Origin of the sequence: Kitasatospora sp. NPDC058444, from assembly GCF_042721415.1 — a bacterium.
Lineage (GTDB): Bacteria > Actinomycetota > Actinomycetes > Streptomycetales > Streptomycetaceae > Kitasatospora.
Genome location: NZ_JBHXLL010000030.1, coordinates 1 through 14,129, shown reverse-complemented (window position 1 = coordinate 14,129; position 14,129 = coordinate 1). Strand labels below are relative to the sequence as shown.

Sequence of the window (14,129 nt, the reverse complement as noted above, 5' to 3'; positions counted from 1 at the left end):
CCAACTGGGACAGTTCCTGACCTACATGGCGGTTACCGTCCTGCTGTGCAGACGGAAGAGAAGTCGAGGAGTACGGCAATGAGCGCCGCGGCAGCGGACCGGCGGAGGTGGATCGCGCTGACGATCGTGATGGTGGCCTCCTTCATGGACCTGGTGGACGTCACCATCGTCAACATCGCCATCCCGAGCATCCAGCAGGACACTGGCGCCTCCTTCAGCGCCATCCAGTGGGTCACCGGCGGCTACGCGCTGGCCTTCGCGATCGGGCTGATCACCGGCGGCCGGCTGGGCGACATCCACGGCCGCAAGCGGGTGTTCCTGATCGGGATCGGCGGCTTCACCCTGGCCTCGGCGCTGTGCGGGCTGGCCTCCGGCCCGGAGATGCTGGTCGCGACCCGGCTGCTCCAGGGCGGGACGGCGGCGCTGATGGTGCCGCAGGTGCTGTCGATCATCCACGCGACCTTCCCGGCGGAGGAGCGCGGCAAGGTGTTCGGCCTGTTCGGCGCGGTGGTCGGGCTGGGCGCGGTCTCCGGTCCGATGATCGGTGCGCTGCTCACCGAGTGGGACCTGTTCGGCCTGGCCTGGCGGCCGATCTTCCTGATCAACCTGCCGGTCGGCATCGCCGGGCTGCTGCTCGGCCGCCGCTTCATCGACGAGTCGAAGGCCGACCAGGCGCTGAAGCTGGACCTGGTGGGCGTGGCGCTGGCCAGTCTCGGCCTGCTGATGCTGATCTACCCGCTGACGCACGGCCGGGAGGCCGGCTGGCCGCTCTGGGGCTACCTGTCGATGGCCGGGAGCCTGCCGGTGTTCGCGCTGTTCGTGGCGTACGAGCGGGTCAAGATGCGGCGGGACGGCTCGCCGCTGGTGGAGCTGTCGCTGTTCCGGGTGAAGTCCTTCGCGGCCGGGATCTGCGTGCAGCTGGCCTTCGGCGTGGCGCTCGGCATCTTCTTCCTGGTCTGGACCCTCTACATGCAGGTGGGGCTGGGCTGGAGCCCGCTCAAGGCCGGCACGACCGGCATCCCGTTCTCGATCGCGGTCTCCACGGCCGCCGGACTGTCGGTGCAGAAGCTGGTGCCGCGGTTCGGACGGAAGGTGCTGCAGACCGGCGCGCTGGTGATGGCGGCGGGCGTGCTCGTCTACATCTGGGAGGCGGACCGGTACGGGACGGCGATCACGGCCTGGCAGATGGCGCTGCCGCTGGTGGTGATGGGCCTCGGGATGGGGCTGATAGTCGCGCCGATCACCGACGCGGTGCTGGCGGAGGTGCCGCGCGAGCACGCCGGTTCGGCGTCCGGGCTGATCAACACCGTGCAGCAGGTGGGCAACGCGCTCGGGCTCGGCCTGGTGTCGGTGGCCTTCTTCGGGGCGATGGACGACGTCGTCGCGCCGGAGGCGGTCGGGACGGCGTTCGGCGGGGCCTTCGTGCACGCGCTGTGGTGGGTGACCGGGGTGCTGTGCGCGGTCTTCCTGCTGATGTTCGCGCTGCCGCGGCGGCGCAAGGCGGCCGGAGCCGTGGCCGGCTCCACCACGGAGGAGCGGGAGCCGGTCCTGATCTGACGGAGCGCTCCCGTTCGCGGGGGCCTGGTGGTGGGTCCTGTACGTGGGGGCCTGTTCGTGAGCCCTGTACGTGGGTCCTGCTTCGCGGGCCCCCTTGCGGGTCCCGTGCGCGGGCCCCGGTCGCGCGGCGCGGCCGGGGCCCGCGTCGCGCTCTGGGGAGGCCCGGCCCCGCTGGGGGGAGGCCGGGTGGGTCGGCCGTCTGCCGGAGGCTGGGGCGGCCGGATGTCAGGGGCCGGTCGGCCGTCGGTCAGCGGGCGCCGCTCGGGGTGGGGGCGGCGGCCGTACGGGTGGTGGTGCGCGGCTTGGCGGCGGCCTTGGCCTCCTTCGCGACGCGCTTCGCCTCCTGCTTGAACTCCCGCACGAGGGTGAGGGATTCGGGGCCGGTGATGTCGGCGACCGAGCGGTGCGCGCCCTCCTCGCCGTACACCCCGGCCGCCTCGCGCCAGCCCTCCGGCCGTACCCCGTACTGCTTGCCGAGCAGGGCCAGGAAGATCTGCGACTTCTGCTTGCCGAAGCCGGGCAGGGCGTTGAGCCGGCTGAGCAGCTCCTTGCCGGTGCGGACGTTCTTCCAGAGCGCGGCGGCGTCGCCGTCGTACTGCGCGACGAGGAACTGGCAGAGCTGCTGCACCCGTTTGGCCATCGCGGCCGGGTAGCGGTGGACCGCGGGCTTCGCGGAGAGGAGCGCGACGAACTCCTCCGGGTTGTAGGTGGCGATCTCGTGGGCGTCCAGGTCGTCGTGGCCGAGGCGCTGGGCGATGGTCAGCGGGCCGGTGAACGCCCACTCCATCGGGACCTGCTGGTCCAGCAGCATGCCGACGAGCGCGGCGAGCGCACTCCGTCCGAGCAGTTCGTCGGCCTCGGGCTGTTGTGCGAGCCGAACGGTGACGTTCACGGGCTTGCCCTCCTCGGAGTTGACGTCTGGTCGGCGCCCAGTCTGGTGGACGGGGCGTGGGCGCAGGCGGACAACACGCCCGTAGCCGGGGAAGTCGTGTCTGTTCAAGGCCTTGGCAGAGCTGCATTGTTCGTCGGCGGAGCGGTTTCCGGGCGTGGCGACTGGGCCGTACGGACAATTTTTTGCCCGCGCCGGTCACATCCGGCGGGCGCCCCGGGTCAGGGGAGTGTCGAACCGAACAGCCGTCGAATGGGAGCACTCCAATGTCCGTCGCCCACACCGTCGTCACCGTCCTCGGCGCCCTCATGGTCGGCTTCTCGGCCTACTCCGTCTTCGCCGGCGCCGAGTACGTCGTGAAGCCGCTCGCCGACTACGGCGTCCCCCGCGGCTGGTGGACCTGGCTCGGCGCCGCCAAGGCGGCCGGCGCCCTCGGCCTGCTGGCCGGCCTCGCCGTCCCGGCCGTCGGCTACGCGGCCGCGGTCGGCGTGATCCTCTACTTCCTCGGCGCCGTGATCACCGTCCTCCGTGCCCGCGCCTACGCCCACGTCCCCTTCCCCCTCGTCTACCTGGCGCCCGCCGCCGCCTCCCTCGCCCTCGGCCTCGCGGCCTGACCCCGGGCCGCTCGCGGGGCGCGGGCGGGGGCGTGCGGGGTGGGGGAGGGCGCTCGGTCGGGTGGGTGGTTTCGAATGGGGATGGCGAGTCATTTCATATGACTGTTGTGGTTGTGCCGGTGCGGTGAGCTGACGACGGGTCATTCTTGGTCCAATCGACGCGTCCAGAAAGGCTCGCCCGCCGTGACCCAGCCGTTCGAACTGCCGTCCTTCTACGTGCCGCACCCGGCGCGCCTCAACCCCCATCTGGACCAGGCACGGGCCCATTCCACCGAATGGGCCCGGGAGATGGGGATGCTGGAGGGTTCCGGAATCTGGGATCAGGCCGACCTGGAAGCCCACGACTACGGACTGCTCTGCGCGTACACCCACCCCGACGCCTCCGCCGAGGCGCTGTCGCTGGTCACCGACTGGTACGTGTGGGTCTTCTTCTTCGACGACCACTTCCTCGACATGTTCAAGCGCACCAACGACCGCGAGGCGGGCAAGGCCCACCTCGACCGGCTGCCGCTGTTCATGCCCGCCGACCCGGCCGCCGAGCCGCCCGAGCCGGAGAACCCGGTCGAGGCGGGCCTGGCCGACCTGTGGCGGCGCACCGTGCCGGCGATGGGCGAGGACTGGCGGATCCGGTTCGCCGCGAGCACCCGGAACCTGCTCGACGAGTCGCTGTGGGAACTCGCCAACATCAACGAGGGCCGGGTGGCCAACCCGGTCGAGTACATCGAGATGCGCCGCAAGGTCGGCGGCGCGCCCTGGTCCGCGCAGCTGGTCGAGTACGCGGCCGACGCCGAGGTGCCGAAGGAGGTGTCGGGCTCGCGGGCGCTGCGGGTGCTGATGGACGCCTTCTCCGACGGGGTGCACCTGCGCAACGACATCTTCTCGTACCAGCGGGAGGTGGAGGACGAGGGCGAACTGAGCAACGGCATCCTGGTGTTGGAGCGGTTCCTGGAGTGCTCCACCCAGGAGGCCGCGGAGGCGGTCAACGACCTGCTCACCTCGCGGCTCCAGCAGTTCGAGAACACCGTGTTCACCGAACTGCCGGTGCTGTTCGCGGAGACCGGGCTCGACCCGGCGGGCCGCGCCCGGGTCATGGCGTACGTCAAGGGACTGCAGGACTGGCAGGCCGGCGGGCACGAGTGGCACCTGCGGTCCAGCCGGTACATGAACGGTGGTGGCGCGGCGGCGGGTTCGGGCCGCGCGGGCGGCACGGGCGGCACGGTGGCGCCGGGCTCGGGCGGTGAAGCGGCGGGCCTGCCGGGGCTGTCGGGTGCGTCCGGGGGCGGCAACTGGTGGGACCAGTACGCGATCGGCGGCATCGGCACCTCGGCACTCGACATCCTGCGCAAGGGAGCGGTCGGTGCGGAGCCGACCGCGCCACCGGAGGCCGAGGGGGCGGTGAGCCCGGCCGCGCGGCGGGCGCGGTCGCACGGCCACGTGCCGTACCAGGCCGTCGGGCCCTCCCTGCTGCCCGAGTTCCGGCTGCCGTACGACCGCAGGCTGAGCCCGCACCTGGACGGGGCCCGGGAACGGGTGATCGAGTGGGCGGAACGGATGGGACTGCTGGCGCAGGAGCCCGGCGTCCTCGCATCCGGCATCTGGGACGCCGAGTCGATGCGCGACTACGACCTCCCGCTCTGCGCGGCCGGCATCCATCCGGACGCCACCGCCGACCAACTCGACATCGCCTCCGCCTGGTTGGCCTGGGGCACCTGGGCCGACGACTACTACCCCCGGGCCTTCGGGCACACCCGTGACCTGGGCGGCGCCAAGGCCGCCAACGCCCGGCTGTCGCTCTTCATGCCGGTGGACGGCGCCCCCGTGCCGGAGCCCGCCAACGCACTGGAGCGCGGCCTCGCCGACATCTGGGAGCGCACCACCCGTCCGATGGACGTCGAGGCCAAGGGCCGTTTCCGGGTGGCGGTCGAGACGATGCTGGACAGCTGGATCTGGGAGCTGAGCAACCAGATCCAGAACCGGATCCCGGACCCGGTGGACTACCTGGAGATGCGCCGTTCCACCTTCGGCTCCGAGCTCACCACGAGCCTCTCCCGCCTCGGCCACGGGAAGACCGTGCCGCAGGAGGTGTACGGCCACGGCTCGATGCGCGCGCTGGAGAACTCCGCGATGGACTACGCGTGCATGATGAACGACCTCTTCTCGTACCAGAAGGAGATCGAGTACGAGGGTGAGCTGCACAACGCCGTCCTGGTGGTGCAGAACTTCTTCAACTGCGGCTACGACGCGGCGGTCCGGATCGTCGACGACCTGATGCACTCGCGACTGGACCAGTTCCAGCACGTCGCGCAGAAGGAACTCCCGGTCATGTACGAGGACTTCGGGCTGGAACAGGCGGCCAGGGAACTGCTCGACGGGTACGTGGTGGAGCTGGAGAACTGGCTCGCGGGCATCCTGGGCTGGCACGAGGGCTGTCTCCGGTACGGCCCGGCCGACCTGGAGCGGCACTTCGGTGCCGAACGGGACCTGGCGGAGGCCTCGCAGGCCCGGCGGGCGGCCACGGCGGCGGCTGCCGAGGCGCCGGCACCCGTGGCCGCCGCGGCACCGGTCGGTACGGTGCCGACCGGTACGGTGCCGACCGGCCCGACCGGCCTGGGGACGGCCTCGCTGCGCCTGACGTCGGGCGGCTGATGCCGGGCGCCTGATGTCAGGTGGCTGGCGTCGAAGGGGCGCACCCGCGCGGGCCATCCCGTGCGGGTGCGCCGCGTCGTGGCTAGGCTGGCGAACCGGGGGCCGGCGTGCGCCCTCCGGCGCGCGCACTTCGCCACACACGAGGGCAGAGAGATGGCTGCGCTACCTGAGGGCACACCCTGCTGGGCCGACGCGATGTTCACCGACCTGGAGGGCGCCAAGGCCTTCTACGGCGACGTGTTGGGCTGGACCTTCGGCGAGAGCTCGTCGCAGTTCGGCAACTACACCCAGGCGTACTCGGGCGGGAAGGCCGTCGCCGCGATCGTGCCGCCGATGCCGGGCGCGGAGGCCCAGTCCGCCTGGTGCCTGTACCTGGCCTCACCGGACGCCGCCGCCACCGCGGAGCGGATCCGCGCCAACGGCGGCGAGGTGGTCATGGGGCCGATGCAGATCGGCGACTTCGGCACGATGGTGATCGCCAAGGACCCCGGCGGGGTGGTGTTCGGCGTCTGGCAGGCCGACCGGCACGAAGGCTTCGAGAAGCAGGGCGAGCCCGGCGCCTACACCTGGGCCGAGCTGGTGACCCGCGAGCCCGCGAAGGCCGACGCCTTCTTCCCCGCGGTCTTCCCGTACGGGGTGAAGAAGATGGAGGGCGGGGAGTTCGACTACCGGATGTTCCAGGTCGGCGAGCGGATCGTGCTGGGCCGGATGGGAGCGGAGGGCGACTTCCTGCCGCCCGAGGCGCCCTCGTACATCAGCGTCTACTTCGCGGTGGACGACACCGACGCCGCGATCGGCCGGCTGACGGCGCGCGGCGGCAAGGTGTACTTCGGGCCGATGGACAGCCCGTTCGGCCGGTTCGCGGCGGTCGGCGACCCGCAGGGTGCGGCCTTCGGGCTGATCGACCTCGGGCGGACGGTCGGAGAGCAACCGAAGACGGAGGACGTCTGATGGCGTGCTGGGCGCAAGGGGCTGCGGGGCCGGACCGGGCGAGGCAAGCCCATGGGTGAGCGCGAGGATCTCGTCGAGACGCTGGACAAGCACCGCGGCCTGCTGCGGCGTACCGTCCAGGACCTCACCGACGCGCAGGCGGCCGAGCGGACCACGGTCAGCGAGCTGTGCCTCGGCGGCCTGATCAAGCACGTGGCGGCGGTCGAGGCGCGCTGGGCGCGGTTCATGACCGGCGGCGCGGAGGCCATGCGGGGCCGGCAGGGGCAGCACGGGCCCGACGACGCGGACGCCTGGGCGGCCCAGTTCCGGATGGTGGAGGGCGACACGCTGGCCGGGCTGCTCGCCGAGTACGAGCGGGTGGCGCGCGGGACGGACGAGCTGATCCGGACCCTGCCCGACCTCGACCTCGCCCATGAGCTGCCGCCGGCGCCCTGGTTCCCGCCGGGCACGGCCTGGTCGGTCCGGCGGGTGCTGCTGCACGTCATCGCCGAGACCGCGCAGCACGCCGGGCACGCGGACATCATCCGGGAGTCGCTGGACGGGGCGAAGTCGATGGGCTGAGCGGAGTCGTCGGGCTGAGCGGACTCGTTGGGCTGAGCGCGGTCGATGGGCTGCCGGGATCGCCGGTCAGGGCAGCTCCACGCCGAGGAGTTCGCGCAGCGCCCGGCCGCCGTCCGGGGTGACCCGAAGGGCCCGGCCTGAGCCGATCCGCTCCACCCAGGCGCGGTCCAGGGCAGCCCGGCAGAGCGCCGCGCCCAGCGCCCCGCCCAGGTGGGTGCGGCGCTCCGTCCAGTCCAGGCAGCCGCGCACCACCGGGCGCCCGCCCCGGCGGCCCGCGCGCGGCGGCAGCTCGATCGACTGCGCGGCCAGCCACTCCCGGCCGCGTTCGGTGACGGCCAGCCCGGCCTCCTCGGTGACCAGGCCGCGGGCGAGCAGCGCGTCCGACACGGCCACGCCGAGGCGTCCGGCCAGGTGGTCGTAGCAGGTACGGGCACGGGCCTCGGCACTCAGCCGGGTGGCCTCGGCCAGGTTGCGGGGCGCGGTCGCGGCGCCGGGGCCGGACTCGGCGAAGACGGTGAGGTCCTCGATCAGCGTGGCCACCGTGGGCGTGGCCAGCCGGACGTACCGGTGCCGGCCCTGCCGCTCCTCGGCCAGCAGCCCGCCCGCGATCAGCCGGGACAGGTGCTCGCTGGCCGTGGACGGCGCCACGCGCGCGTGGCGGGCCAGCTCGCCGGAGGTCCAGGCGCGGCCGTCGAGCAGCGCCGTGCAGATGGCGGCGCGGGTGGGGTCGGCGAGCAGGGCGGCGAGGGCGGCGAGCGTCATGCCTCCATGGTCGGGGCACGGGGGTGCGTACCGGCGCAGGGTCGGGTGCGGGGGCGGGGCCGCGTACGGGGGCCGGGGCGGCCGCAGCGGCGGGACCGCCTGGGGGAGCGGAGCCGGGGACATGCCTCCAGGGTCGCGCCCGCACGTTTCGGCCGGGGCCGAAACGACCCGGGGCCACGATGACGGCATGACCGAAACCACGGTGGTCTCCGGCCCCGCGACGATGACCTTCTCCCGCTACGACGACGTGACGGCGGCGCTGGCCGACCCGGCGTTGGTCCCGTTGCCCGCCGGGCCGCTCCCCGGGCCGGCCACCGGGCCGGTGGCGCCCGGTCCGCCCGGTCCGACCGGGCCGACCGGTCCGTCCGGGCCGACCGGCGCCGCCCCCGGCACCGTGGCCTGGCTGCGGTCCGCCGTCGCCCGGTTCAGCTTCGGCGAACCGCACGCCCGCCGCCGGGCGCTGGTGCTGGCCGACCTGGAGCGGCTGGACCAGGACCGACTGCGGGTGGCCGCGGCCGGCGGCTTCGAGCCCGACGTGCGGCTGCGGGTGGTCCGGGTGCTCGCGGCGGAGCTCGGCCTGGCCGACCCGGAGACCGTGGCGCGGGACGTCGCGACGGTGTCCCGGGCGTACTTCGCCGACGCGCCGCACGATCCGGCGGCGGACGCGGCGGTGGCCCGGCTGCTGCCCGCGATGGGGGACCGGGACGAGGAGACGGCCGCGAACCGGATCGGCCTGCTCGTCCAGGCCTGCGACGCCACGGCCGCGCTGGTCGAGGGCGCCCGCCGGCACGCGGACGGTCTTCCCGGCGTGGTGCGCGAGGACCCGCCGGTCCGGACGATGCGTCGGCTCGCCGCCCGGGCGACCGAGGTCGGCGGCCTTGCCGTACCGGCCGGGACGCGGATCCTGCTCGACATCGCGGCGGCCCAGTCCGGGGCGCCGGAGGGCGTCGCGCTCACCTTCGGCGCCCCGCCCCGGAGCTGCCCGGGCCGCGCGCAGGCGCTGGTCATCGCCGAGGGCATCCTGTACGGCGCCTCCGATCCGGCGGACGCGGGCGCGCCGGACGCGGGTACGTCGGATGCGGATTCCGGTCCGCCCGGTCCGCCCGGTCCGCCCGGGCCGGAGCTCGGAAAGTTCGAACTCGCCGCCCTGGTACCCGAGATGGTCGATCACGTGCTCGCCCTGGCGGCCGGCTGGACGGCCTGGGGCGGTCACCCGATCGTCAACGCCGACGGCCGAACCTACACGCCGCACAAGGCGGTTCGCCGTATTGCCGACCATCTCCTCGACCACCTGGCCGAGTTGGAGGCCCGGGTGGCCGGCGAGCCGACCGAGCCCGACCGCTGGCACGCCTCCAACGTCACCACCCCGGCCGACCTCGCCCCGTTCACCGCCGCCGACCTGGACGAGGCCCGCAGCCGACTGACCCGGCTGGCCGGGATCTGGTCCCGGCGGGTCGCCGCACTGCCGGACGAACGGCTGGACGACTCGCCGGGGACGGGCTGGAGCTTCCGGCGGATCGTCCACCACGTCTCCGGGGCCGGGTACTACTACGCGGACTCGGTCGGGAACCCGGCGGATCCGGCCGGGAGCCCTGCGGACGTGGCCGACGGCCCGGCGAACACGGCCCACGGCCCGGCCGACCCGACCGCCGACCTGGCGAACACGGCCACCGGTCCGGCCGACCCGACCACCAGCCCGGCCGACCCGACCGCCGGCCCGGCGAACACGACCGGAAACCTCACCAACGACCCGATGGAGAACGCCCGATGACCCCCTTCGCCGCCCTGCACCACCGCCCCGGCCACCCGCTGCTGCTCCCCAACGCCTGGGACCACGCCTCGGCCGTCGCCCTCGCCGCCCAGGGCCACTCCGCGATCGGCACCACCAGTCTGGGCGTGGCGGCCGTCGCCGGCCTGCCCGACGGTGCCGCCGCCACCCGCGCGGAGACCGTACGGCTGGCGCACCGGCTCGGACGTGGAGGCTTCCTGCTCAGCGTCGACGTGGAGTCCGGGTTCAGTGACGACCCGGACGAAGTCGCCGAGCTGGCCGTGGAGTTGGCGAAGGCCGGAGTGGTCGGCATCAACCTGGAGGACGGCCGGGTGGACGGCGTGCTGGCCCCGGCCGACCGCCACGCCGCGAAGGTCGCGGCGGTGAAGGCGGCCGTGCCGGAGCTGTTCGTCAACGCCCGCACCGACACCTACTGGTGCGGGCAGGACGACCCCGAGTCGGAGGCGCTCCGGCGCCTGGACGCCTACCAGCAGGCGGGCGCGGACGGCGTGTTCGTCCCCGGGTTGTCCGATCCGGCGGTCATCGGGCGGCTGGTCGGCGCGCTCGCCGTCCCGCTCAACATCCTCTTCACGCCGGGCGGCCCGGGCCTGGCCGAGCTGGCCGGGCTCGGGGTGGCCCGGGTCAGCCTGGGCTCGCTGCTGTACCGCGCGGCACTGGCGGCGGCGGTGGCCACGGCGGCGGCCGTCGCGGCGGGCGAGCCGGTCGGTCCGGTGCCAGGGTACGCGGAGGTGCAGGCGCTCAGCGGGAGTTGAGCACCTCCGGGTGAGCCGCCTCGGTTCTGGCGGCGGCCCACCCGGGCCGCATCAGCTCCGGCGGCGGCCGGCCTGGGCCGCCTCGATCCCGTCCAGGATGACGTTGACGCCCCGGGCGAAGCTGCTGTCCCGGCCCGCCGCGACCTCGTCCGGAACCTCGGACGTGTACAGCCGGTGCAGCAGCGGGAACTCCTTGGTGGACTCGATGACGACGGGCAGGAGTTGGTTCATCCACTCCTGCTCGTCGTGGCCGCTGCGGGCCAGCGCGGTCACCCAGGAGGCCTCCACGCAGGCGGTCCCGATCGTGTAGCCCATCACCGCGCTCATCGCGTCGTTGGCCTCGCCGAGCTCGAAACCGGCCGTGTCCAGTACGGCCAGCAGGGACTCGGAGAGCCGCATCCAGTTGGGGCCGAAGTAGATCATCCCGACGTCGCCGACCACCGAGACCATCCACGGGTAGCGCATGATGGTCGCGCGCATGCTCTCGGCGCACTCCATGACCTTCGCGCGCCAGACCTTCGGGTCCTCGGAGCCCTCGGCCTCGGGCTGCGGGAGGGTGCCGAAGACCTGGTCGACGACCAGCGCGAGCAGTTCGTCCTTGTTGGCGACGTGGGTGTAGAGCGAGGTCGCGCCGGCGTTCAGCCGGGCGGCGAGCTTGCGCATGCTCAGCGCCTCGATGCCGTCGGAGTCGAGCAGCGCGAGGGCCTCGGCGACGATCTGCTCGCGGCTGAGGGGGGGCTGTTCCCGCCGTCGCTGGGGGCGGTTCCACGGCATGGGGATGCCCGGGGTCGTGCCGTCCTCTGATTTGGCCGCCATCGGGCCCTCCTCGCCATTCGCCGACCGGCCCGGATCCGATCCGGTCCGGCGCTGCTTGTCACATTTTGCTTCGAACAGTGTACGGCGCAACGAACAGCGTGCGGAGATCGAACGGTGTACGGCGTTGCGAACAGTGTGCGGCTGTCCGTACAGTGTTCGGAGCGGCGCACACCGTACCCCTGGGGACGGAGGACGGTGTGCCCGCGCCAAAGCCCGCAGTCCGAAGCCCGGGGCCCGAAGCCCGAGGCTCGGAGCGAGAAGTCCAGAGGGGGAAAAACGCCGTGCAACGTCATCCGCAGCGCTGGCTCATTCTGATCGTGCTCTGCCTCAGCAGCCTGGTGCTGGTGATCGACAACATGGTGCTCACGGTGTCCATCCCGCCGATCGCGGAGGACCTCAAGGCCGGGGCGCAGGACATCCAGTGGATCATCGACTCCTACATCCTGGTCTTCGCCGGCCTGCTGCTCACCTCGGGCAGCCTCTCCGACCGCTTCGGACGGCGGAAGGTGATGATCGTCGGACTGGCGCTGTTCGGCGCGGCCTCACTGGTCGCGGCGTACGCCGACAGCCCCGGGGAGCTGATCGCCGGGCGCGTCCTGATGGGCGTCGGCGGCGCGCTGGTCATGCCGAGCACGCTCTCCATCCTGATCACCGTCTTCGACGACGAGGAGCGCCCGAAGGCGATCGCCGCCTGGACCGCGGTGGCCATGATCGGCCTGGTCGGCGGTCCGGTGCTCGGCGGCGCGCTGATCGCGCACTTCTGGTGGGGCGCGGTCTTCCTGCTCAACGTGCCGATCGCGGCGGTCGCCATCATCGCCGCACTGCTGCTGATGCCGGAGTCCAAGGGACCGTGGCGCCGCCCCGACCTGCCGGGCATGGCGCTGTCGATGGTCGGCATGACGGCGCTGGTCTGGTCGATCATCGTGCTGCCCAGGGACGGCATCACCAGTGCGAGCACCCTCGGCGCGATCCTGCTCGCGGTGGCCTCGCTGACCGGCTTCGCCGTCCGGCAGGTCCGCACCGACTCGCCGATGGTCCCGCTCAACCTGTTCCGCAACCGGGTCTTCACCGGCGCCAGCTTCTCGCTCGTCCTGCTCACCTTCGCCACCGGCGGGCTGATGCTGGTCCTCACCCAGCACCTCCAGTTCGTGCTGGAGTTCTCGCCCACCGACACCGGCCTCGCCTTCATCCCGCTGGCCATCGCCTCGCTGGTGTTCAACGCGCTCGGCGCGGTGCTCGGCAAGAAGGTCCCGGCGCGGGTACTCACCTCGATCGGCATGCTGATCATCGCGGGCGGCTTCGGGCTGCTGGCCACCCTCTCGGTCGGCGACGGCTTCACCAAGGTCGCCCTGGCCATGCTGGTCCTCGGCATCGGCTCCGGCCTCGGCATGCCGGCCGCCGCCAACGCGCTGATGGGCGCCATCCCGAGCGAGCACGCCGGCGTCGGCTCCGCGCTCAACGACACCATCCAGCAGTCCGGCGCGGCGCTCGGCGTGGCCATCCTCGGCACCGTGCTCTCCAGCACCTACACCGGGGCGATGCCCGCCGCCGCCCCCGCCGCCGCCCGCCACGACATCACCGGCGCGCTCGCGACGGCTGGCTCCACCGGGGACGGCGGACTGGTCGCGACGGCCCGGGAGGCGTTCAACACCGCCACCTCCACCACCTTCACGGTGGGCGGCATCGCGGTCGTCGCGGCCGCGGCGCTCACCCTGGTGCTGATGCGCGACGGCCGGAAGGCCGCCGGCGCGGGGGCCGACGCTCCGGAGGAGCCGGAGGTCGAGCCGGTCGGCTGAGCCCGGCCCTCCCCCGTCCGGCCCGATGGCCCCGACCGTTCCACGCGGTCGGGGCCATCGGCGTCCGTGCTCACTCCTCCCGGGGGCCATCGGCGTCCGTGCTCACTCCTCCCGGGGGCCATCGGCGTCCGTGCCCACTCCTCCCGGGACCATCGGCGTCCGTGCCCACTCCTCCCGGGCCGCGTAACCTCACGTCATGGAGTCGTCGTCCTCCGCGTACCTGGAACGCGCGTCCCGGCTGCCCGGTGCGGTCGTGTGGACGAAGCGGGCCCTGCGGCCCATGAGCGACGCCGGGCCGGTCCTCCCCGACGGCTGCATGGACCTGCTGTGGACGGAAGGCCGGCTGCTGGTCGCCGGACCGGACACCCGTGCCTTCCGCCCCGGCCCCGGACTGCGCGGCCCGTGGGCCGGCGTGCGCTTCCGCCCCGGCGCCGCCCCCGCCCTGATCGGCGTCCCCGCCCACGAACTGCTGGACCGCCGCGTCGAGTTGGCCGACCTGCGGCCCGCCGCCGAGGTCCGTCGCCTCACCGAGCGGATCGACGCGGCCGCCGACCCGGCCGCCGCCCTGGAAGCCCTGGCCCTGCGCCTGGCGGCCGAGGCACAACCCGAGGACCCGCTGATCCGCGCGGTGGCCGACTCGCTCGCCGCCGGGCGGTCCGTCGCCGCGACGGCCGGGACGGTCGGCCTCGGCGCCCGCCAGCTCCACCGCCGCTCCCTGGCCGCCTTCGGCTACGGCCCCAAGACCCTCGCCCGGATCCTGCGCATGCAACGCGCCCTGGCGCTCGCCCGCACCGGCGTCCCGCTGGCCGATGCGGCGGCCCGGACCGGCTACGCGGACCAGCCCCACCTCGCGCGCGACGTACGGGAGTTGGCGGGCGTGCCGGTGACCGCCCTGCTCTCCGCCTAGACCCGTCCTTCGCACATAACGAGTTCGGATGATGTGGTGATGCGACCGGTATCCCGATGGGGTGCCGGTCGTTGAGCCTGGCGTGCCGA

General features: G+C 73.4%; 12 protein-coding genes. 9 read left to right on the top strand and 3 right to left on the bottom strand.

Annotation, left to right across the window (positions count from 1 at the left end):
* Positions 1-78: 78 nt before the first annotated feature.
* Positions 79-1,557 carry an MFS transporter gene (locus ACFWP2_RS27005; RefSeq protein ID WP_380455988.1) on the top strand — a complete coding sequence of 493 codons (1,479 nt, stop codon included), beginning with the start codon at positions 79-81 and terminating at the stop codon, positions 1,555-1,557.
* Between the two features lie 247 nt (positions 1,558-1,804).
* On the opposite strand, the gene ACFWP2_RS27000 is transcribed toward ACFWP2_RS27005, so the two are convergent.
* Positions 1,805-2,449: an HhH-GPD-type base excision DNA repair protein gene (locus ACFWP2_RS27000; protein ID WP_380455986.1), complete on the bottom strand. Its 645-nt coding sequence runs from the start codon at positions 2,447-2,449 to the stop codon at positions 1,805-1,807.
* 263 nt (positions 2,450-2,712) lie between these two features.
* Between ACFWP2_RS27000 and ACFWP2_RS26995 the strand changes: the two genes are divergently transcribed.
* From ACFWP2_RS26995 to ACFWP2_RS26980, 4 genes are all read left to right on the top strand, one after another.
* A complete protein-coding gene (locus ACFWP2_RS26995) occupies positions 2,713-3,060 on the top strand; it encodes a DoxX family protein (protein WP_380455983.1) in 348 nt (115 codons plus the stop codon).
* Between the two features lie 183 nt (positions 3,061-3,243).
* Complete coding sequence (locus ACFWP2_RS26990; RefSeq protein ID WP_380455981.1) at positions 3,244-5,706, top strand: germacradienol/geosmin synthase; 2,463 nt, start codon at positions 3,244-3,246, stop codon at positions 5,704-5,706.
* 153 nt (positions 5,707-5,859) lie between these two features.
* Entirely contained in the window at positions 5,860-6,657 is a 798-nt protein-coding gene (locus tag ACFWP2_RS26985) for a VOC family protein (protein ID WP_380455978.1), read from the top strand.
* Between the two features lie 51 nt (positions 6,658-6,708).
* Entirely contained in the window at positions 6,709-7,218 is a 510-nt protein-coding gene (locus ACFWP2_RS26980; RefSeq protein ID WP_380455976.1) for a DinB family protein, read from the top strand.
* A 66-nt stretch (positions 7,219-7,284) separates the two neighbouring features.
* Here ACFWP2_RS26980 and ACFWP2_RS26975 read toward each other — a convergent pair whose 3' ends face one another.
* The gene (locus ACFWP2_RS26975; protein ID WP_380455973.1) at positions 7,285-7,980 is read right to left on the bottom strand and encodes an ArsR/SmtB family transcription factor; all 696 of its coding nucleotides are present in this window, start codon (positions 7,978-7,980) and stop codon (positions 7,285-7,287) included.
* A 187-nt stretch (positions 7,981-8,167) separates the two neighbouring features.
* On the opposite strand from ACFWP2_RS26975, the gene ACFWP2_RS26970 reads away from it, so the two are divergent.
* Positions 8,168-9,751, top strand: coding sequence for a hypothetical protein (locus ACFWP2_RS26970; RefSeq protein WP_380455971.1), 1,584 nt, complete (start codon positions 8,168-8,170; stop codon positions 9,749-9,751).
* Complete coding sequence (locus tag ACFWP2_RS26965; protein ID WP_380455968.1) at positions 9,748-10,521, top strand: isocitrate lyase/phosphoenolpyruvate mutase family protein; 774 nt, start codon at positions 9,748-9,750, stop codon at positions 10,519-10,521. The genes ACFWP2_RS26970 and ACFWP2_RS26965 overlap by 4 nt, the downstream gene beginning before the upstream one ends.
* A gap of 51 nt (positions 10,522-10,572) precedes the next feature.
* Here ACFWP2_RS26965 and ACFWP2_RS26960 read toward each other — a convergent pair whose 3' ends face one another.
* Positions 10,573-11,337: a TetR/AcrR family transcriptional regulator gene (locus ACFWP2_RS26960; RefSeq protein WP_380455966.1), complete on the bottom strand. Its 765-nt coding sequence runs from the start codon at positions 11,335-11,337 to the stop codon at positions 10,573-10,575.
* 281 nt (positions 11,338-11,618) lie between these two features.
* Here ACFWP2_RS26960 and ACFWP2_RS26955 point away from each other — a divergent pair, with 281 nt between their 5' ends.
* Positions 11,619-13,133 carry an MFS transporter gene (locus ACFWP2_RS26955; protein ID WP_380455964.1) on the top strand — a complete coding sequence of 505 codons (1,515 nt, stop codon included), beginning with the start codon at positions 11,619-11,621 and terminating at the stop codon, positions 13,131-13,133.
* Between the two features lie 196 nt (positions 13,134-13,329).
* Positions 13,330-14,040 carry a helix-turn-helix domain-containing protein gene (locus ACFWP2_RS26950; RefSeq protein ID WP_380455961.1) on the top strand — a complete coding sequence of 237 codons (711 nt, stop codon included), beginning with the start codon at positions 13,330-13,332 and terminating at the stop codon, positions 14,038-14,040.
* Positions 14,041-14,129: the final 89 nt, after the last annotated feature.

Excerpts from the sequence above, each read along its gene's own strand:
- ACFWP2_RS27005 (WP_380455988.1), top strand. The coding sequence starts at position 79 with ATGAGCGCCGCGGCAGCGGACCGGCGGAGGTGGATCGCGCTGACGATC.
- ACFWP2_RS26995 (WP_380455983.1), top strand. The coding sequence starts at position 2,713 with ATGTCCGTCGCCCACACCGTCGTCACCGTCCTCGGCGCCCTCATGGTC.
- ACFWP2_RS26985 (WP_380455978.1), top strand. The coding sequence starts at position 5,860 with ATGGCTGCGCTACCTGAGGGCACACCCTGCTGGGCCGACGCGATGTTC.
- ACFWP2_RS26980 (WP_380455976.1), top strand. The coding sequence starts at position 6,709 with ATGGGTGAGCGCGAGGATCTCGTCGAGACGCTGGACAAGCACCGCGGC.
- ACFWP2_RS26975 (WP_380455973.1), bottom strand. The coding sequence starts at position 7,980 with ATGACGCTCGCCGCCCTCGCCGCCCTGCTCGCCGACCCCACCCGCGCC.
- ACFWP2_RS26970 (WP_380455971.1), top strand. The coding sequence starts at position 8,168 with ATGACCGAAACCACGGTGGTCTCCGGCCCCGCGACGATGACCTTCTCC.
- ACFWP2_RS26965 (WP_380455968.1), top strand. The coding sequence starts at position 9,748 with ATGACCCCCTTCGCCGCCCTGCACCACCGCCCCGGCCACCCGCTGCTG.
- ACFWP2_RS26960 (WP_380455966.1), bottom strand. The coding sequence starts at position 11,337 with ATGGCGGCCAAATCAGAGGACGGCACGACCCCGGGCATCCCCATGCCG.
- ACFWP2_RS26950 (WP_380455961.1), top strand. The coding sequence starts at position 13,330 with ATGGAGTCGTCGTCCTCCGCGTACCTGGAACGCGCGTCCCGGCTGCCC.